The organism is Agrobacterium sp. rho-8.1, assembly GCF_033957725.1.
In the GTDB taxonomy this organism is placed as follows: Bacteria; Pseudomonadota; Alphaproteobacteria; order Rhizobiales; family Rhizobiaceae; genus Agrobacterium.
The window spans coordinates 1,330,065-1,349,942 of the sequence record NZ_CP192788.1 but is presented as its reverse complement, the minus strand read 5'-3'; the positions used below and the strand labels follow the sequence as shown (position 1 = coordinate 1,349,942).

15 protein-coding genes and 1 pseudogene are annotated in these 19,878 nt (G+C 55.8%); 6 read left to right on the top strand and 10 right to left on the bottom strand.

The window, feature by feature from the left end:
• The first annotated feature begins 81 nt into the window (after positions 1 to 81).
• Both znuA and RMR21_RS06795 read left to right on the top strand, forming a co-directional pair.
• Positions 82 to 1,062, top strand: coding sequence for a zinc ABC transporter substrate-binding protein ZnuA (gene znuA, locus RMR21_RS06800; RefSeq protein WP_498669907.1), 981 nt, complete (start codon positions 82 to 84; stop codon positions 1,060 to 1,062).
• Positions 1,063 to 1,147: 85 nt separating this feature from the next.
• Complete coding sequence (locus RMR21_RS06795; RefSeq protein WP_498669906.1) at positions 1,148 to 2,353, top strand: GTP-binding protein; 1,206 nt, start codon at positions 1,148 to 1,150, stop codon at positions 2,351 to 2,353.
• Positions 2,354 to 2,469: 116 nt separating this feature from the next.
• Here RMR21_RS06795 and RMR21_RS06790 read toward each other — a convergent pair whose 3' ends face one another.
• The 3 genes from RMR21_RS06790 to RMR21_RS06780 all read right to left on the bottom strand — a co-directional run bounded on the left by RMR21_RS06790 (position 2,470) and on the right by RMR21_RS06780 (position 6,560).
• Positions 2,470 to 2,793 (bottom strand): RcnB family protein, encoded by a 324-nt coding sequence (locus tag RMR21_RS06790; protein ID WP_498669905.1) that lies wholly within the window; start codon positions 2,791 to 2,793, stop codon positions 2,470 to 2,472.
• A 174-nt stretch (positions 2,794 to 2,967) separates the two neighbouring features.
• The gene (gene mgrA / locus RMR21_RS06785) at positions 2,968 to 4,002 is read right to left on the bottom strand and encodes an L-glyceraldehyde 3-phosphate reductase (RefSeq protein WP_498669904.1); all 1,035 of its coding nucleotides are present in this window, start codon (positions 4,000 to 4,002) and stop codon (positions 2,968 to 2,970) included.
• Between the two features lie 86 nt (positions 4,003 to 4,088).
• Positions 4,089 to 6,560: a beta-mannosidase gene (locus tag RMR21_RS06780; protein ID WP_498669903.1), complete on the bottom strand. Its 2,472-nt coding sequence runs from the start codon at positions 6,558 to 6,560 to the stop codon at positions 4,089 to 4,091.
• Positions 6,561 to 7,039: 479 nt separating this feature from the next.
• On the opposite strand from RMR21_RS06780, the gene RMR21_RS06775 reads away from it, so the two are divergent.
• Positions 7,040 to 8,101, top strand: a complete 1,062-nt coding sequence (locus RMR21_RS06775) for a LacI family transcriptional regulator (RefSeq protein WP_498669902.1) — start codon at positions 7,040 to 7,042, stop codon at positions 8,099 to 8,101.
• A 51-nt stretch (positions 8,102 to 8,152) separates the two neighbouring features.
• Here the strand turns inward: RMR21_RS06775 and eno are convergent, their stop codons facing one another.
• The 3 genes from eno to RMR21_RS06760 all read right to left on the bottom strand — a co-directional run bounded on the left by eno (position 8,153) and on the right by RMR21_RS06760 (position 11,371).
• A complete protein-coding gene (gene eno / locus RMR21_RS06770) occupies positions 8,153 to 9,427 on the bottom strand; it encodes a phosphopyruvate hydratase (RefSeq protein ID WP_498669901.1) in 1,275 nt (424 codons plus the stop codon).
• Between the two features lie 223 nt (positions 9,428 to 9,650).
• The gene (kdsA, locus tag RMR21_RS06765; protein ID WP_498669900.1) at positions 9,651 to 10,499 is read right to left on the bottom strand and encodes a 3-deoxy-8-phosphooctulonate synthase; all 849 of its coding nucleotides are present in this window, start codon (positions 10,497 to 10,499) and stop codon (positions 9,651 to 9,653) included.
• Entirely contained in the window at positions 10,499 to 11,371 is an 873-nt protein-coding gene (locus tag RMR21_RS06760; RefSeq protein ID WP_498669899.1) for a VOC family protein, read from the bottom strand. The genes kdsA and RMR21_RS06760 overlap by 1 nt, the downstream gene beginning before the upstream one ends.
• A gap of 204 nt (positions 11,372 to 11,575) precedes the next feature.
• Here RMR21_RS06760 and lexA point away from each other — a divergent pair, with 204 nt between their 5' ends.
• The gene (gene lexA, locus RMR21_RS06755; protein WP_498669898.1) at positions 11,576 to 12,289 is read left to right on the top strand and encodes a transcriptional repressor LexA; all 714 of its coding nucleotides are present in this window, start codon (positions 11,576 to 11,578) and stop codon (positions 12,287 to 12,289) included.
• A gap of 398 nt (positions 12,290 to 12,687) precedes the next feature.
• Positions 12,688 to 13,365 (top strand): glutathione S-transferase family protein, encoded by a 678-nt coding sequence (locus tag RMR21_RS06750; protein WP_498669897.1) that lies wholly within the window; start codon positions 12,688 to 12,690, stop codon positions 13,363 to 13,365.
• A gap of 22 nt (positions 13,366 to 13,387) precedes the next feature.
• Here RMR21_RS06750 and RMR21_RS06745 read toward each other — a convergent pair whose 3' ends face one another.
• The gene (locus RMR21_RS06745; RefSeq protein ID WP_498669896.1) at positions 13,388 to 15,736 is read right to left on the bottom strand and encodes a ComEC/Rec2 family competence protein; all 2,349 of its coding nucleotides are present in this window, start codon (positions 15,734 to 15,736) and stop codon (positions 13,388 to 13,390) included.
• A gap of 399 nt (positions 15,737 to 16,135) precedes the next feature.
• Between RMR21_RS06745 and gltA the strand changes: the two genes are divergently transcribed.
• Positions 16,136 to 17,425, top strand: coding sequence for a citrate synthase (gene gltA / locus RMR21_RS06740; RefSeq protein ID WP_498669895.1), 1,290 nt, complete (start codon positions 16,136 to 16,138; stop codon positions 17,423 to 17,425).
• A 69-nt stretch (positions 17,426 to 17,494) separates the two neighbouring features.
• On the opposite strand, the pseudogene RMR21_RS06735 reads toward gltA, so the two are convergent.
• The 3 genes and pseudogenes from RMR21_RS06735 to RMR21_RS06725 form a co-directional block, all read right to left on the bottom strand.
• A pseudogene (locus RMR21_RS06735) lies at positions 17,495 to 17,722 on the bottom strand (amino acid ABC transporter ATP-binding protein); the annotation flags it as partial.
• A gap of 87 nt (positions 17,723 to 17,809) precedes the next feature.
• The gene (gene lpxB / locus RMR21_RS06730) at positions 17,810 to 19,012 is read right to left on the bottom strand and encodes a lipid-A-disaccharide synthase (RefSeq protein ID WP_498669894.1); all 1,203 of its coding nucleotides are present in this window, start codon (positions 19,010 to 19,012) and stop codon (positions 17,810 to 17,812) included.
• Positions 19,009 to 19,875, bottom strand: coding sequence for an LpxI family protein (locus tag RMR21_RS06725; protein ID WP_498669893.1), 867 nt, complete (start codon positions 19,873 to 19,875; stop codon positions 19,009 to 19,011). Before RMR21_RS06725 ends, lpxB begins: the two co-directional genes overlap by 4 nt.
• Positions 19,876 to 19,878: the final 3 nt, after the last annotated feature.

Below are 19,878 nucleotides of genomic sequence, written 5' to 3'. Positions count from 1 at the left end.
TGCCTACGGCTATCGCATACGTTATAGCGTTACGCAACATATGTAATAACATAACAAATCCATACAAGTGGAGCTTACCGCATGAAAACAATCGCCACGCTTCTTCTCGCCTCTGCCGCCATGATCGCATCGACCAATGCCATGGCAGCGCCCAATGTTGTAGTGTCGATCAAGCCCATCCATTCGTTGGTCGCCGCTATCATGCAAGGCGTGGCAGAGCCGGAACTGATTGTTGATGGCGGTGCGTCTCCGCATACCTATAGCCTCAAGCCATCGAACGCGCGGGCCATCGAAAATGCTGACGTGGTGTTCTGGGTAGGCGATGGGCTGGAAAAGTTTCTGGAAAAACCGCTCCATTCACTGGCAGACAAGGCGACAGTCGTTGAACTCGACGACGCCAAAGGCATAGAAAAACTGTCTTTCCGGGAAGGCGGTCCATTCGAAGCACATGATCACGACGAACATGAAGGCCATGATCACACGGAAAAAGCAGGAGACAAGCACAGCCACGAAGGCGAGCACAAACACGAACATGATCACGATGAGGGTAAATACGACATGCACCTGTGGCTAGACCCCGCCAATGCCAAGGCCATGGCCGTCGAGATCGAAAAAACCCTGATGACCACCGATCCTACCAATGCAAAAGCATATCAGGACAACACGAAGAAGCTTGTGGACAATCTTGATGCTCTCGACAAGGAGATCACCGAAACCGTGGCTCCCATCAAGGACAAGCCGTTCGTCGTTTTTCATGATGCCTACCAGTATTTTGAACACCGTTACGGTGTGAAAACGGTCGGCTCGATCACCGTCAGCCCTGAAAGCATTCCCGGCGCCGACCGTATCAAGCAAATTCACGCCAAGGTGAAAGAGTTGAACGCGACGTGCGTTTTTGCCGAACCCCAGTTCGAACCCAAACTGGTGAATGTCGTCATCGAAGGCACCAATGCCAAGTCCGGCACACTTGATCCAGAAGCGGCAACGCTCGAGGCTGGCCCTGATCTCTATTTCAAGCTCATGCATGGCATCGCCACATCGCTGAAAGACTGCTTGTCCTGATCAAACTCTTAGCATGATGGCAGGTGGCGCGTGCCGCCTTTCATTTTAACCCTCAATGTAATATTATAACAATTGGAGTTTCGCCATGACGCGGAAACTGCCGGTCACCGTTCTCTCCGGGTTTCTCGGTGCGGGAAAAACCACCCTCCTCAATCACATTCTGGGCAATCGCGACGGGCTCCGCGTTGCCGTGATCGTCAACGACATGAGCGAGGTGAATATTGATGCGTCCCTGATCAGGGATGGAGGTGCCAATCTCTCGCGGACGCAGGAACAGTTGGTGGAAATGACCAATGGCTGCATCTGTTGCACGCTGCGCGATGACCTCCTGAACGAGGTTCGCCAACTGGCTGAACAGGATCGTTTCGATTATCTGCTGATCGAATCCACAGGGATCGCGGAGCCCCTGCCCGTTGCAGCAACATTCGATTTTCGGGATGAGAATGGCAACAGCCTTGCCGACGTCGCGCGACTGGATACGATGGTGACGGTCGTCGATTGCGCCAATCTGCTGAAAGATTATGGCTCTGAGGACTTCCTCGCAGATCGCGGTGAAACGGCTGGCGATGGTGATGATAGGACGTTGGTAGATCTGCTGGTCGAACAGATCGAATTTGCCAATGTCGTTATTTTGAACAAGGTTTCGTCTGCCACAGAAGCTCAGAGAGACGCTGCGCGCAAGATTATCGTTGGCCTCAATCCCGATGCAAAACTGATCGAAGCAGACTTCGGACAGGTCGGGCTTAAAAATGTCCTCGGGACTGGCCTGTTCAATTTTGCCGAGGCGGAGACACATCCACTCTGGTTCAAGGAATTGCATGGTTTCAAAGGGCATATTCCTGAGACAGAAGAATATGGTATCCGCTCATTCGTCTACCGCGCCAAACGTCCATTCGATCCCGCTCGCTTCCACGCCTTTATCAATAAGGAATGGCCCGGCGTCATTCGCGCAAAGGGCTTTTTCTGGCTCGCCACACGTCCTGACCATGTCGGGGAAATCAGTCAGGCTGGCGCGATGGTGAAAACCGGAAAGATGGGCCTTTGGTGGTCATCGGTTCCGAAAACACACTGGCCAGAAGAACCGGGCTTCGAGCGAATGCTGGCACCCTATATGGATGATGTGTGGGGAGACAGACGGCAGGAAATCGTTTTCATCGGTGCAGACCCGATGCGTGAGGCAGCGCTTCGTCAGGAGCTGGACGCATGCCTGATCGATGCCAAGCTATTTACGCCCAACGCTTGGCGGCATCTAGACGATCCATTCCCGGTGTGGAGCCGTCAGGCAGCATGAACGAGGAGGTGCAACGATCGAATTTCCGGTGCGAGGCGATCACGGATGACATCGCCTTCGAAAACGACTGCGACCGTGGAAGTGCTCCACGGTCGCAGGTCAGATCAAGCAGTGCATTAACGGCTGCTGGACAGGCCGATAATGATGCCGTTGGCAGCGTTGATGAGCAAATACTGATTATCGATGCGCACCCAGCGCTGGCCACGACCTGGCTCTCTCAGGCTATGACGACGATAATCGCGACGATCAACCATGTGGCGACGTTCCGCCGCAGATAGACGTTGGCCACGATCCCAACGGTGCTTCTTGATGATCACCTTCTTGGTGGTCACCGAGCGCTCCATTCTGTGGCCGGGCCGGTCATCATAACGGCTCTGGGCCTGTGCCATTGGCGCGGCAAGAACGGTGGCGGCCAGAAGAACGGATAGAAACTTTTTCATCGGTGTTTCCTTTCATGAAGTGATGACCAGACACTACCGTCACAACGATGAACGGAAACTGAACCAGAAATTACAATTCCGTAATGGTTCTTAATGCTTAGAACGATCACTTAAAGTTTACGTCAAGCCGCGTGGCGAGAAAAGCCGTCCCGAAAAATCCGGGACGGCCTTCATTTACGGCTTCAACTCGGCGGATTTCGCCCAGAGATTAATGTCAGCATCTTTGGCAAAGCGATCGATTTCCGAAAGCTCCTCAGCGGTGAAATCCGGTTTATCGAGCGCTTTGACACAGTCTTCGACCTGCTCGGGGCGGCTGGCGCCAATGAGTGCTGTGGTGATGTGCCCGCCGCGCAGAACCCAGGCGATGGCCATCTGCGCCAGCGTCTGGCCACGACGTTCAGCGATTGCATTCAGGCCACGAATATTCTCGATGTTGCGCTCATTGAGGAAAGCTGGGTTCAGAGACTTGCCCTGGCTGGCACGGCTGGCATCTGGCACGCCACCGAGGTATTTGGTGGTCAACATGCCTTGCGCCAGCGGCGAGAATACGATCGATCCGATACCGAGTTCCTCGAGCGTATCGACCAACCCATCCTCTTCGATCCAGCGATTGATCATCGAGTAGCTGGGCTGGTGGATGATGCAAGGCGTTCCCAGCTCCTTCAGAATGGCCGCGGCTTCACGGGTGCGCTGCGAATTGTAGGAGGAAATCCCCACATAAAGTGCCCTACCCGACCGCACAATGTGGTCCAGCGCCCCACAGGTTTCCTCCAGCGGCGTATCCGGGTCGAAGCGGTGCGAATAGAAGATATCGACATAGTCCAGCCCCATGCGCTTCAGGCTCTGGTCGCAGGATGAGATGAGATATTTGCGGCTACCCCATTCTCCATATGGACCCGGCCACATGTTGTAACCCGCCTTGGACGAGATCACCAACTCGTCACGATAACCCGTAAAATCGGTGCGCAGAATTTCACCGAATGCCGTTTCGGCGCTGCCAGGAGGTGGACCGTAATTGTTGGCGAGATCGAAGTGGGTGATACCCAGATCGAACGCCTTGCGGCAAATGTCCTGCTTTGTCTTATGTGAAAAATCGTTACCGAAATTGTGCCAAAGGCCGAGCGAGATCGCCGGAAGCTTCAGCCCCGATGTACCACAATGATTATATTTCATCGACGCGTAACGGTTTTCAGCCGGTTGCCAGGCCATGGATGCTCCTCCTTGAAAATGCTGTTGCCTGCTGAAGAATATACAGGCTGGATGGGTAGGCGATGTTAAAGGATCCTGCTGTCGTTTCAACCTTGTGATTGCGACGAATACAGATCGAAAATCTTGAAAGACGGGCGCGATGTCTGCTCGTCGTTTTTGGGGGAGAAGACGATACGGCGTGTCTCGCCCGCAGCCAGATCGAACAGATTGTCGGAATAACGTCCGGCAATATCGGCTTCGATCATCACAAAGAGAGCCAGTCCCGATGTCGAGACTTCCACTTCGAACGTCCCGTCATCCTGTAGTTTGACGTGGTGTTTGAGACCCGAAGGTTGCAGTTCCAGTGCCTTGTAGGTTTGGGCAACGTGGTGCCCCTCGCCGGTCATCCCGTTGGATGCGATGAAATTCCAGGAAAGCAAGGCACCGTCAGCAAGCTGCATCATGTCGACTTCCGTCATGGTCGCGGCCGCATCCGGGCCGCAGGTACCGCGTGCGGATTTCAACGGCGTGCGCGATCCATCGGTTGAGAGTGCGAAGATATTCATGTCGATCTCCACCTCTTCCGCCGTGTCGTTGACCGTCGAGAAACGCACCGTCTTGCCATCGTCGGATGGAATGGCGGAAACGCTGACAGGCTGGAAAAAGCGACGGGCGGCATAGTGCAGCGCTTTCCAGCTTCCGCCGTAATCCAGGCTCGACCACGAGGCCACTGGCCAGGTGTCGTTCAACTGCCAGTACAGCGTGCCCATACAATGCGGTTTCAGGGAGCGCCAATATTCCACCGCCGTCTTGATGGCGAGCGCCTGCTGCACCTGACTGATATAGACGAAATTTTCGAAATCTTTGGGAAAGCGGAAATAGCGGAACATGGTACCTGCAATCCGCTCATTGCCGCCCGCATTCTTCTGGTGCAGCTCTATCACCGGTGAGGAGATGTTCATGTCCTTCTCATCCGCATAGGTCTTGACCACCGGCATGGATGTGTAGGACTGGAAACCGAACTCCGAGCAGAAGCGCGGCTTGACGGCACGGTAGTTGTCGAAGGATTTGTTTTCGTGCCAGACGGACCAGTAGTGCATATCGCCTGAGCCGTCTGCGTGCCATGCGTCGCCATAATCGAGATAACCGGACGCCGGGCTGGATGGCCACCACAGTGCAGATGGAGCGGCTTTTTTCAGCGCGTTCTCAATCGTCCGGTTCAGCCGGTCATAGGCCACCAGATACCGGTCGCGATTGTCTCGGGATTCATCGAACCACGTCAGTGCGCCCACGAGTTCGTTATCGCCGCACCACAGCGCGATGGACGGATGCGAGGACAGTCGCTTCACCTGATAGCTGACTTCATGCTCGACATTATCCAGGAAGTCTTCGGTGCAGGGATAGAGGTTGCAGGCAAACATGAAGTCTTGCCAAACCATCAGCCCCAGTCTGTCGCAGAGATCGTAGAACCAGTCATGCTCATAGAAACCACCGCCCCAGACGCGGATCATGTTCATGTTGGCTTCGACCGCAGACAACAGCAAGTCCTCGGTCTTTTCGCGGCTGTTTAAAGAATGAAGCGCATCCGCCGGTATCCAGTTTGCACCACGGCAGAAAATCTCCCGTCCGTTGACGCGAAACGCAAAGCGGCTACCTGCCTCGTCCTTATCCGTCAGAAGTTCGATGGTGCGAAAACCGATCTGCCGCGTCACGGATTCATCTGGAAGTTCAACTGTCAGTGTGTAGAGCGTCTGCTCGCCACTGCCCGCCGGCCACCACAATTTCGGCTTTTCGACAAAGAAGACGTGGCGCAGCACCGTATCGCCTGCATTGACGCCGCAGTCCAACCGCAGCCTCTCCTCGCCAAGCGAAAGGTGGATCGGCACGCTCGCCGCCTGCGCAGCATGAAGCGTCACTTCGACATGAAGCTCCACCCCGTCCTCGACATGGCGCTGCGATGTGTTGACGCTCTCAATCCGCGCCGCATCCAGCCGCCGCAACGCAATGGCACCATAGAGGCCCAATGGTGCCAGCGCGATGTTCCAGTCCCAGCCAAAATGGCATTGCGGCTTTCTCAGCATGTTGCCGTTCGGGATCGGTGAGTTGCCGGGGTGATAAGGCACGTAGAACGGCTGCGCCTCCTGCCGCTCCGCACCGGCCTTGATGCTGGAATGAAAATGGATGCGAATACTGTTCTCGCCCGGCACCAGCGCGCTGGACACATCCGGCCGATACCGGCGGAAGCAGTTGTCCGCTGACAGCACGGGCACATCGTTCACGAAGACCACTGCGACCGTATCGAGATAATCGACGTCCAGATACCAGCGTGCCTCGGCATCATCGACATGAAAGCTGCGCTCAATCATCCAGTCGCGCTCAGCCACCCATTGCACGTCAATTTCGTTACGCCCGAAATATGGGTCCGGAATGATCTTCGCCTCACGCAAGGCAGTATGCACGTCCCCGGGAACTGTGATCGGAGCATCATGCTCACCCTCGGCGCATGAAAGTTTCCAGTCCCCGGAAAGGTCGACCGAGACGTCGCTTGCGTAAGATGATGTCATATCCTGCCCTGCCATTTTGTCATACCGTATTGAAAGACTTGAGGATCGCGGAAACGCTGCAAGTGGCCTTTGCTGCTTTCCAGTGCGCTGTCGGCCACTTCCCGAATTCGCCGAAACACAAACTCTCCCTCCACCGGCAACGTTACCGGAAAATTTTCCGATGGTCACGAGGGATTACAAATTCTGAATCGCGAGGTGGATCGACAACTTAAATGCAGGAGAAAATCGCATTATTATTTTATATATTAAAATTAAATATCATATATTTATTGACTTTTTTTAATGTTAAAAATTAATTTTATTTGAGACACTGCAGGTCCCTTTTTTTAGAAAAGTTGCGCCATATTGAGGAAGCCTATCTCAACATGTAGCGACTAAACTGACTGTATCGTTACAGCCGTGTTTTTCTCATTTCCCCTGCAAAGCGGCTATCTGCTTTGCAACACTCGAAAAGCGCTCTACCATATCACGCAGAACTGATAGTGAGTGGCGACATGGATGACAGCATAGAACCCGAGACGAACGTCCAAACACTGGCGGGTTATGAGCGCCCCACTCTCAAGACGATAGCCTATATGACCGGCCTCGGCATCACGACTGTGTCTCGTGCGCTGAAAGATGCACCTGATATCGGGGCGGAAACCAAGGAACGTGTTCGTCAGGTGGCGCGGCAGATCGGCTACCAGCCGAATCGTGCAGGCGTTCGTTTGCGCACAGGCAAGACAAATGTCATCGCCCTGGTTCTGAGCGTGGACGAAGAGCTGATGGGCTTCACCACCCAACTGGTGTTCGGCATCACCGAGGTGCTGGCCAACACGCAGTACCACTTGGTGGTCACACCTCATACGCATGCGAGGGACCCGATGGTCCCAATCCAGTATATTCTGGACACGGGCTCTGCCGATGGCGTCATCATTTCAAAAATGCAGCCGGACGATGCACGCGTCCGCTTCATGACGGAACGCAACATGCCCTTCGCAGCCCATGGCCGTACCAATATGGGTATCGATCACCCCTATCATGATTTCGATAACGAGGCCTATGTCTACGAGGCAATGAAGCGGCTGTCTCAATGTGGACGAAAGCGCATTGCCGTCTTGCTGCCTCAGAAGCAGTTTTCCTATTATGATTTCGCACGGCGTGGCTTTAAGCGTGGCCTGCACGATTTCGGCCTCTCAGAATTTCCGCTGAACGGCATCATCAGCAACGATACGCCGCTCGATCAAATCAAAGCGGTAAGCCAGGCGCTGATGAGCGCACCGGACTGTCCCGACGGTTTGGTATCGATCAGTGGCACGTCCACCATCGCCTTCATCGCTGGCGTCGAAGAGGCGGGCAAAAAGGTCGGAAGAGATATCGACGTGGTGTCCAAACAATCTGCCGATTTTCTAAACTGGCTTCGTCCCGAAATCCACACGGTGAACGAGGACATCAAGCTGGCGGGTCGGGAACTGGCCAGGGCTTTGCTCGCACGGATAGACGGGAAACCGGTCCAAGGGCTGCAAAGCCTCAGTCAGCCCGTCTGGTCCAGCCGCGCCCCCAAATTTGGCGCATGAAAAAGGCCCGGATCGCTCCGGGCCTTTCGTTTGATACGGTAGGTGAGAAGCTTAGCCGCGCAGGATCGAACGACCTGCGTAAGCGGCCTGCGGACCGAGCATTTCTTCGATGCGGATCAACTGGTTGTACTTGGCCAGACGGTCGGAGCGCGAGAGCGAGCCGGTCTTGATCTGTCCGCAGTTGGTCGCAACGGCAAGATCGGCAATCGTTGAATCTTCCGTTTCACCGGAGCGGTGAGACATGACGGCGGTGTAGCCAGCCTTGTGTGCCGTCTCAACCGCGTCGAGCGTTTCCGTCAGCGAACCGATCTGGTTGACCTTGACGAGGATGGAGTTGGCCACACCCATCTTGATACCGTCACGGAGGCGCGCGGAGTTGGTGACGAAAAGATCGTCGCCGACAAGCTGAACCTTGGAGCCGATCTTGTCCGTCAGGTATTTCCAGCCATCCCAATCGTCTTCGGCCATGCCGTCTTCGATGGAGATGATCGGATATTTGCCTGCGAGTTCGGCAAGGTAATCCGCCATGGCTTCCGGCTCGAGCGTACGGCCCTCGCCTTCCATCTCGTATTTGCCGTTCTTGAAGAACTCGGTCGAGGCGCAATCGAGTGCCAGTGCAACATCATCGCCCGGCTTGTAGCCAGCCTTTTCGACCGACTTCATGATGAAGTCGAGCGCTTCAGGCGCGCTCTTCAGGCCCGGCGCGAAGCCGCCCTCATCACCCACATTGGTGTTGAAACCCTGTGCCGACAGTTCCTTCTTCAGAACGTGGAAGATTTCCGCGCCAATACGCACGGCGTCACGGATATTTTCCGCGCCAATCGGCATGATCATGAATTCCTGGAAGTCGATCGGATTGTCGGCGTGTGCACCGCCGTTGATGATGTTCATCATCGGAACCGGCAGCAGATGCGCGTTGGGGCCGCCAACATAACGATAAAGTGGCAGGCCGGTGGTTTCGGCCGCAGCCTTGGCAACAGCCAGGGAAACGCCGAGGATGGCGTTTGCGCCCAAGCGGGACTTGTTGGGCGTGCCATCGAGCTCGATCAGGGTCTGGTCGACATGGATCTGGCTTTCAGCATCGAAACCACCCAACGCATCGAAGATTTCCGTGTTGACGGCTTCGACTGCCTTTTCGACACCCTTACCGAGATAACGCTTGCCACCGTCGCGCAATTCGACGGCCTCATGCGCACCCGTCGACGCACCCGATGGAACCGCCGCACGGCCAAACGACCCGTCTTCGAGATAGACATCGACCTCAACAGTCGGGTTGCCACGGCTGTCGAGAATTTCGCGTGCGATGATGTCGGTAATGGCTGTCATGATCTCTCCCTTTGGGACTGGAACAGGATATTCAGTTGCCTGTCTTAGAGCGCATACTAAAAACTGTGAAGCGCTTTTACGATGCGTGGCGCGATAAACAGAGCGTCGGGATGACGACTCGATTGGATTTCCTCAGTCGCTTTAGACGACCATCAAGAAATTACAATGACGGCGCCCGTTCAGGCGCCGGTAGTCCATAAAAGTCGATTGAGGCCAAAACCCGTCAGGCCGATTTCGCGATGTCGTCGAAGGCCAGAAGTTTTTCCAGAAGCTTGGGCATGTCTTTCAAATGAACCATGTTAGGGCCATCCGAGGGTGCATTGTCCGGATCTTCGTGCGTTTCGACGAACAGACCGGCAATCCCGACTGCGACGGCGGCGCGCGACAGCGTTTCCACGAATTCCCGCTGTCCACCCGTTGAGCCGCCCTGCCCGCCCGGCTGTTGAACCGAATGGGTCGCATCGAACACGACAGGCGCGCCGAGCGATGCCATGATAGGCAGGGAGCGCATGTCGGACACAAGCGTGTTGTAACCGAACGATGCGCCGCGTTCGCACAAAAGCACATTCGGGTTGCCGCTATCGTTCAACTTGGCCAGAACGTTCTTCATGTCCCAGGGCGCTAGAAACTGGCCCTTCTTGACGTTGATCACGCGGCCTGTCTTGGCGGCGGCAACTAGAAGGTCCGTTTGTCGGCTAAGGAAAGCAGGGATTTGCAGAATGTCGATGACAGGCGCGACAGTGGCGCACTGCTCTTCCGTGTGAATGTCGGACAAAACCGGGAAGCCGAATTGTTGTTTCAACTCGGAAAAGACCTCCAGTGCCTTCTCTATCCCGATGCCTCGCTGTCCCGACAGAGATGTGCGGTTAGCCTTGTCGTAGGAGGACTTGTAGACCAGACCTATCCCAAGCCTACCGCAAAGTTCGGCGAGGTTTTCCGCAATCATGAAGGCATGATCACGGCTTTCCATCTGGCAAGGGCCAGCGATCAGCGAGAAACGCTTCGTGTTGGAGAATGTGACCTGTCCGGCACCTTCGCCGACGACGACATCAAGATTGTTGCGAACGCTCATCATAACTCCTCGAAAGCAAATATCGCGCCCTGGCCGGAAGCTGGCTGAACCAGCACACGAGCGCCCTTACGCGTGTATGCAACGCCATTAGCAGCAAGCACGGCTGCTGTCACGGCGAGATCGGATACCGAAAAGACAATTGCCTCACCGTTCAAACCCGGACCGATACTTTGCGGAGGTGCGTCAAAGAAATGCTGGGCTGCCGCCGGTCTGACAAGCCGAATGCCAACGCTCGACGCCTGGACATAAAGTTCTTCCTCACCTTCACCAACGGCCGTTGCATCGAAAACCAACTCTATCAAGCGCGTGAAATTGCTTGGCTTGTCTGCGCTCAGAACGACTTGATGAATACCGGTGACGCCATTTTTGTGGCGCTCGAGGTCAGAGCGATCAGCCGGAAGTGCTGCTATGCGCTGACACGAAAAAAAGAAGACGTCACTCGCGTTGTCGCCCGCGAAGGCCAGTCGAAAGCTTGCCTGCGAGGTATTGCCATCCGGCAATGTAACGGGACGACTGAATGAAAAAGGATCTCCGCCGGATAAACCTGCCGCAATAAAATGCTCGTGATCCGAATCGGCATTCTCGCTCTTGGCAACAAGGGCAGACATTCCGTTCTGGCCACGCTGATCGCGAAAGCGTTTATCCTTTGAGACGAAGGCGCTCCCGCTCATCGCATTCATCGAATACGTACCGGCATCGCTGATTGCCAGTGGCTCCAAATAGGTTCCATCTTTCAAAAAGACACAGGCGTTCTCTGTGCCGAAGGGATGTTTGGCACTCGCAGAGACGGTAAAACCGAGTGAGGAAAGGCGTCCACGTGCGTCTTCCAAGCTCGAGACCGGCAGGACAAGATGATCGATGTCGCGACTCATTTGGAAATCCACATCCTGTTATCGGCGACAAACAACGTCCTAGCCGCATAACATTTCCTACAGGATGATTATGTGACGCGCAAAGACACACAATGACAGGAACTTTACAAAATTTTAGGGGATTGCAGAACACATATGGAACATATAGTGTTCGTTCTGTATTTGTTTCGCGAATCTTCGCCTCGAAATCCAAGGGTATTGTCCATGCTCACGCGCAAACAGCAGGAATTGCTTCTCTTCATTCATGAAAGAATGAAAGAATCAGGCGTGCCCCCCTCCTTCGATGAAATGAAGGATGCACTCGATCTCGCCTCGAAATCCGGCATTCACCGGCTGATAACAGCCTTGGAAGAACGCGGGTTCATTCGCCGGCTACCGAATCGTGCACGCGCGCTCGAAGTCATCAAGCTTCCTGAGTCCTACACTCCCCCAGCAAAGCCACCACGCGGGTTTTCACCAAGCGTGATCGAAGGTAGCCTTGGCAAGCCAAAAGCTTCGGAGCCTCCTCCGCCAGCCAATGACGTGATGTCCAACGCCGTCAGTGTTCCTGTCATGGGACGCATCGCAGCAGGCGTTCCCATCTCAGCCATTCAGAACAATACGCACGACGTCGTCGTGCCCTTGGATATGCTGGGTTCGGGCGAGCATTATGCGCTTGAGGTCAAAGGCGATTCGATGATCGAGGCAGGAATTTTTGACGGCGATACCGTCATTATTCGCGACGGAAGCACAGCAAGCCCCGGCGATATCGTCGTTGCCCTCGTGGATGATGAGGAGGCGACATTGAAGCGTTTCCGCCGCAAGGGTGCATCCATTGCATTGGAAGCTGCAAACCCGGCGTACGAGACACGTATTTTCGGACCGGATCGCGTAAAGATTCAGGGCAAGCTGGTCGGCCTCATTCGCCGTTATCACTGAGCAAATTGCAAGTTTTGGTTCGCGAAATTCTTTGGCGTTTTCTCGTAACAGCGTGGCCCCCGCTGCGCTGGTGTCATCCCAAATCGCTATCGATGATTGAACCTTGACCTCGATGGTCGCGTGATCGCGGTTTGCATCGCGTGATCCTGTCACGTCACCGCCCGTGTGTTTGGCGACTACAATGACGTTACGGGCCGCATGACGATTTGCGCCTTTGGATGTTTTTTTCAGCGATGTTTTATGATTGCCTCTGCCCCGGAATTCATGTCGAAGACACCCATTTTTCAGACTAGACCGGATTGCGCAACATCAAATAAATTGAAGTCTTTGATCTCGTAGGTCGTCTGTATCAATCATGTGACCTGCGATAACACAGTCCTGACAACAGGGGGCTTCGGATGTATGAACTTTACATAACCAACAAGAACTACTCTTCCTGGTCCTTGCGGCCCTGGGTTCTGATGCAAGAACTTGCTATTCCGTTCGAGGAAAAACTGGTGCCGTTTGGCGAGACTGTTCACGACTTCCAGTCGTTCTCGCCAACAGGCAAAGTCCCATGCCTTGTTGACGGTGATCTCACGATTTGGGAATCCGTTTCGATCATCGAATACTTGGGCGAACGGCACCCTGGTGTTTGGGCCGATCACGCGAAAGCACGCGCATGGTCCAGGTCTGCGGTTGCTGAAATGCATGCGGGCTTCTCGGCGCTGCGCAACCAGCACCCCATGAGCGTCGGCTTGCGGATCAAACCACGCCAAATCACTGGGAACCTCCAGCATGACATCTCCCGCATCGATGCTCTATGGCAGCAGGGCCTTTCTGTGTCCGGAGGTCCATTTCTTGCTGGAAAGACCTTCACGGCAGTCGATGCTTTTTTCTGCCCTGTTGCGTTTCGGTTCCAGACCTATGGAACTGGTTTGTCTGAGAAAAGTGAGACCTACAAACAATTGCTTCTGTCTCTTCCATCCATGAAGAAATGGCAAACAGCAGCACTGCAGGAGGTCTGGCGCGATGCCGGGCATGAGGCTGAAGCGCGAGCGTCTGGGGAGTGGCTGGAAGACTTGCGCACCACATAGGTGAATGGTCCCGCGCGGGCACCTATTGGCCGACAGACAGCATCTGCTGGATATGGTCAGGCAGTGCGTCATCGTAGCTCTTGCTGCGCCAATCGTAGGTGCGATGCGTCGTCCAGAGACGGCTCTGTCCCTGCATTGCAGCTTCGGCACGTGCGATGGGTTGATCCTTCCGTCCAAGCCAAAGTTCGAGGGAGCCCGTGCGTCGTAATGTATCGGCGCTGATGAGAAGGGCACCGGAGCGACACGCGGAAAACGGAGATCGGCGTGTCGTCACCACGATGCTGGCAATATCGCATGCTGTGCCTGTGAAGGCAGTATTAAACACAACGGCGATCGTGACATCCTTGTCCGATTTCGCAACGCACCACATGTCTTTACGGCATGTGAACAATCCGACGGTTGACGCGGCGGTCTCCATGTCTTGCGTGGCATTTCTTCGTTCAGCGTCCGTCAGAGGAATGAAACCCCGAGATGATGGAGCCGTGGTCTCTCCAGCGTCGTCGTCATCCGTTTGCGGCGTGTCCAGAATCTTCGCTCCCACATGCTGAGCTGGCAGCGGCAGTGCTTTTTCCCACTGCTCATAAACGAAACCGGAGCCGCGCTGTTTCGTGGTTGCAACTGCATCTTTTGACAGCAGAGCGACGAGAGAGCCATCTTCGTAAATCAAAACATCCGGCTTGCTGCGCCATTGCTCTGTCACAAGCATCGTCAGCCCAGCGAATATGAAGGGAATCCCGATCAGAGCAAGCCGTGTCCGCAGCAGTGCAATCAGCATGAAGCCGGTCGTCGATACCGCGAGAAACCATCCGTTCTGGCGTCCAATCGTTGTGTCGCCACCCCAGCTCGATACTTCCTTGGCTATCTTGATGACCATCGCCATGCCGTAACCCATGACCTTGAGAAAGGGCCCATCCAGTCCGAACGGCATCAACAGCATGCCGACCAGCCCAAACGGCATGACGATGAGCGACATGATCGGCATGGCGGCAAGGTTTGCGGCCAAACCATAGGCGGTGATCCGGTGAAAATGTTCGATGGAATAGATGGCGGTCGAGATGCCACCGATCAGTGACGTGATGACGACACCACCGATGATGGTTGCCGCTTTGGAGCCCAGTGACAACCACCACGGCGGACGCGCCATTGTCAATCGTTCTCGGTCCCCGCGCCATCTGCTCCAGGCGGCATAACCGGAAACCAGCGCAAGTGTTGCGGCGAAGGACATCTGGAAGCTTGGGCCCATCACCTCATGCGGTGATATCAGGATGATGACGATCGCCGACAGCGCCACGTTGCGCAGGCTGATCGACGGCCTGTCGACCAACACGGCAAACAGCATGATCGACATCATCAACCAAGCGCGTTCGGCTGAAACCGCAAAACCGGAAATGAGATAGTATGCCAGCGTCATCACGAGTGCCGCAAAGGCCGATATTTTCTTGACGGGCCAGCGCTGCGAAAACCCCGGAAACAGGCTGAATGCGGTGCGCAGTCCCACGAAGAAGATACCGGCCGCCAGTGCCATATTGAGCCCCGAGATCGCAACGATATGCGCCAGCCCGGAGACGCGTAGCGCCTCCATCGTGTCATTGGAAATCGCACGTCTCTCATCGGTGACAATGGACGCCGCAAAGGCACCGGCATCCCCTCCGATCAAGTCCCGAATACGCTGAGCGATGTTGCTTCGAAGTTGGTAGAGCCACGTGTCGGCCGTTTGGGTCCAAGTCTTTGTTTCCGACTGTTCCTGACCTGATGGCATAGCCTTTGGTGCGCCATAGAAAAATCCCGTTGCGCCGACGCCGTTAAAAAAAGATGCGAAGGCGAAATCGTTGAGCCCGGGCAATGCAGGACCGGATGGTGGAGAGAGACGGGCTTTTCCGCTGATTGTCTGGCCGATACCAATCGCCTCATGGCGACTGCGCGACACCACGGAGACTTGTTCCGGTGGACGTGTGAGGATCGGGTCGGAGGTGGATTTGAGTTCGATCAGATAACGCCAGTACCCCCTGGCATCCAGTTCTCGACGCTCAACCGTACCGCTGACCGTCGTCGTGACGGGCGTATCGAGAATGACAGTCCCTGCTCGCCTTGCCTCCCAGTCAGAAAGGAGCATACCGGCCAGAACGAGTGTCAGAACCTTGAAAAAAGCAGGCGTCACGCCCGGACGATGATATGTGGCAACGGCCAGGGCGGCCAAGCAAATGGCTAGTCCCAGAAGCATCCATGACGATGGCGTGACAGGAAGGACAAACCAGAAGGCCGCACCTGCCGCGACGAACACCGGGACGAAAAGAAAGCCTTGCCGGTAGGCATCTTCCTCCGCAACGCAGCGACGAATCCATTGGTAGACACGGAAGGTCAGACGTTTCATGCGGTCTGGCGCTTGACCGGATAAGACGACAGCGCCTCTCGAGGTATGCAGCGGGGACAACAAATCATCGAGGTCCGTCTGTGAGACGAAACCCGTTGCTGCAGCACGGATCTGCCGTTTGTCTTCCTGAACGTTCACACGACTGGCGCCCCCTGCCGCAGGGGCTTAGTTTGCAACCTGAAAAGGCAGATTGCAACGGGTTGTGTGATTAAGGAAGCATTGACCTAGAATGAAACAGGATGCCGTAGAAATGCTCCATTTCAGGACTTTGGAATGCCGCGATGCACAATTCGGCCGCTGAATAGCTTGGCTTTATCGCGCAGATCATATAGCTAAATCGCTGACGCTTAAACTGGCTGATGCGTCCCCCGCATCGCCTGCATATTTCGGAGGTATGGTATGACGGAAACTAGCGCGACAGTGACACTCGGCGATAATAAGGTCGATCTTCCTGTCCGGGAAGGCACGATCGGACCTAAGGTCGTCGACATCGGCACGCTTTACAAAAATACCGGTACCTTTACCTACGACCCCGGCTTCACCTCGACTGCGTCTTGCGAGTCCAAGATTACCTACATCGATGGTGACGAAGGTGTTCTTCTGCACCGCGGCTACCCTATCGAGCAACTGGCCGAACAGGGTGATTTCCTCGAGACCTGCTATCTGCTGCTCTACGGCGAACTGCCGACGGCTGCGCAGAAGAAGGACTTCGACACCCGCGTCACGCGCCACACCATGGTTCATGAGCAGATGAGCCGCTTCTTCACCGGTTATCGCCGCGACGCCCACCCAATGGCTGTCATGTGCGGCACGGTCGGCGCGCTCTCGGCGTTCTATCACGACTCGACCGACATTACCGATCCTCACCAGCGCATGGTCGCTTCGCTGCGCATGATCGCCAAGATGCCCACCATCGCGGCAATGGCCTACAAGTACCACATCGGCCAGCCCTTCGTGTATCCGAAGAACGACCTGGACTACGCGTCCAACTTCCTCAACATGTGCTTTGCCGTGCCATGCGAAGATTACAAGGTCGATCCGGTCCTGGCCCGCGCTATGGATCGCATCTTCATCCTGCATGCAGACCATGAGCAGAACGCATCGACATCGACAGTTCGCCTTGCCGGCTCTTCCGGTGCAAACCCGTTCGCGTGTATCGCAGCCGGCATCGCCTGCCTTTGGGGACCTGCCCATGGTGGCGCCAACGAAGCCGCGCTCAACATGCTCAACGAAATCGGTTCGGTTGATCGCATTCCTGAATACATCGCCCGCGCCAAGGATAAGAACGACCCGTTCCGCCTGATGGGCTTTGGCCACCGCGTCTATAAAAACTACGACCCGCGCGCCAAGATCATGCAGAAGACGATGTATGAAGTTCTGGAAGCCACCGGCAATGGTGACGATCCGATCATGCAGGTCGCTCTCGAACTCGAGAAGATCGCTCTGTCCGATCCTTACTTCGTCGAGAAGAAGCTGTATCCGAACGTCGATTTCTACTCCGGCATCACGCTGAAGGCGCTCGGCTTCCCAACGACCATGTTCACCGTTCTGTTCGCGCTCGCCCGCACCGTCGGCTGGATCGCACAGTGGAACGAAATGATCGAAGATCCGCAGCAGCGCATCGGTCGCCCTCGCCAGCTCTACACGGGTGCGGCTAAGCGCGATTACACACCAGTCTCCAAGCGCTAAGCTTGGACCGTTGTAACGAACACAAAAAGCCGGGTGTCATGCCCGGCTTTTTTGATGACTACAGCGGTATCAACAATGCGTCAGTGACGCCTTCATTCCTAAACACTGTTTCAGTTCAGGCGTTTTCAGTGTTGCGCATACGACCTCCGGCGGGCCGATTTCGTGGACTTTCCCGTCGTACATGAAGACGACACGCAAGCAGACATCGCGGGCGAAATGCATCTCCTGGGGCACCATGGCCAGCGTCATGCCTTTCGCTGCCAGTTCGCGCATGACTTCCAGCACTTCTGCTACGAGGAGTACGCGCTTCCACGACACCGCCTGTCACGCGCAAACGATGTGCCGGACTGAGATGAAGCACACATTTCTGCGCCACCGGACGTCTCAGCTTTCGAAAGCGCGGCTGAGTGCACCTGTCTTGAGCCAATAGGTGGACAGTAGTATTTCTGCTCCCACCTCACCCGGCGGGCGTGTCGTTCGCAATCTCTCCTGCACCAGCGCAAAGCCTTCCAGCATTGCCTTCCGCTGAAGCGTATCGGATGACAGGCGTTCCGCCCAACGCAGCATGGAGCCGGCGCGCACGACCTCGTTGATATATTCGGGTACCAATGCGTAGTCCGCAATCAGGTTGGGAAGCGCGCCGGTCCAGGTTTTTATGCGCCTGCTCAGCATCGTGAAAATCCAGTCCGTCTTGTAGACGGATACGAGCGGAACATTGGCAAGCGCGAGCTCCAGAATGACGGTGCCGGATGCAGCGATCGCAGCGTCGGCCTCAGCGAATGCCTTCCATTTGAACGGGGTATCCGTACCGATTTCGGGGCGGATATGATCAGGCCACGACGCGGCAAGCTCACGGATGCGCGCTTCCTGACGGGGAACCGTCGGAAGGACGAAACGGGTCGGCCCGTTGCGATCGACAAAATCTGTCGCAGCTGTTTGAAACGGCTCCATCAAGCGGGTCGTTTCGGTAGAACGCGAACCCGGCAGCAGAAGAATGGTTCTCGGCTGACCTGCGGTTGGCAACGGCCGCGCTGCGCGTGCTTCGCGAACAGCAAGCAGGTCTTTGTCCACACTCAGGCGGTGACCGACAAAAGTGGTCGGTGGCCCGCCCAGGCGGCGCATGGTTTCCGGCTCGAACGGCAAAAGTGCCAGGACGTGATCGACGTAGGACACCATCGCCGGCGCGCGCTGTTCTTTCCACGCCCACACACTGGGGCAGACATAGTTGACGACAGGCAGGTTGGGCATGGCTTTGCGAACGCGCTTTGCCACACGGTGCGTGAAATCCGGGCTGTCGATGATCAACAGAACATCTGGTTTGGCCGCGATGATGGCATTCGCCGTTTCCTTGATTCTCGCGATCAGTTGCGGCAGTTTTTTCAGAACCTGGGTAAAGCCCATGATCGACAATTCCGAGTAATCGAAAAACGAAACAAGACCTTCAGCCATCAGGGCATCGCCACCGACACCCAACAGTTCGACCCGACCTGGATATTGCGTTTTCAAAGCCCGTACGAGATCAGCACCCAGCAGATCCCCGGAGACTTCACCTGCAATGACGGCAAGCTTGAGCACGCTGTCGGTCACATCAATTCTCCCGCAAGTCCTGTATCGATACCGCAGACAAACAATCCCGCCTCGTTTGCTGCCTGCAACATGGCCTCGCGATCGAGCACGAAGGCCCTGCCCGCTTCCACGGCAATGCCGGCAAGCCCGGCCTTGGCGGCGTTATGCACCGTCGATGGGCCAATGGTCGGCAGATCGGCGCGGATATCCTGCTGGGGCTTGCACAGTTTGACCAGAACGCCTTTTCGGCGGCTGGAAATACGACCTTCGGCACGAAGCGAAGCGACACGTGCCAGCATGCCATCGGTGCCTTCAACGCCCTCCAGCGCAACGAGACGACCACCGACGGAAACAGAACCCTGCCCCACGTCGAGCGCCCCCAGTGCAAGCGCTGCCTGCGCAGCCTTGGCAATATCACGGCGATCCTCATCGCTGGGCTCTATCTGTCCCAGAGAGCCGGTTGTCGCCAGCAAACCTGGTGCGATCTCATGGGCGCCGATCACCCGCGCACCTTGCGCCTCGATCAGCCCGATCACCATCTGAAGCACCGTGTCGTCACCGCCGGACAGAAGCGTGCGGATGATCGACGGCATCTTCGCGATCATCTTGAAATTGGGGCGGATTTCCCGCCACTCCGGCCGGTGCGACACAGCACCGGATAGAACGACACGACCTATACCGTGGCTCGCCAAGAGTTTGCCGAGGCTCGACACGTCACCAATGCTGATCGATGCATTTTCGAAATTCGACCAGTCGAGATCCGCATGGTTCTGCAAACGGATGATGAAGGGCGTCTCCCCGGCGTCTCTTGCAGCTTCCGCCACATAATAGGGAAGAAGTCCACTGCCCGCGATGATCGCCAGACGCCCCGCATCCTGTGACACGGG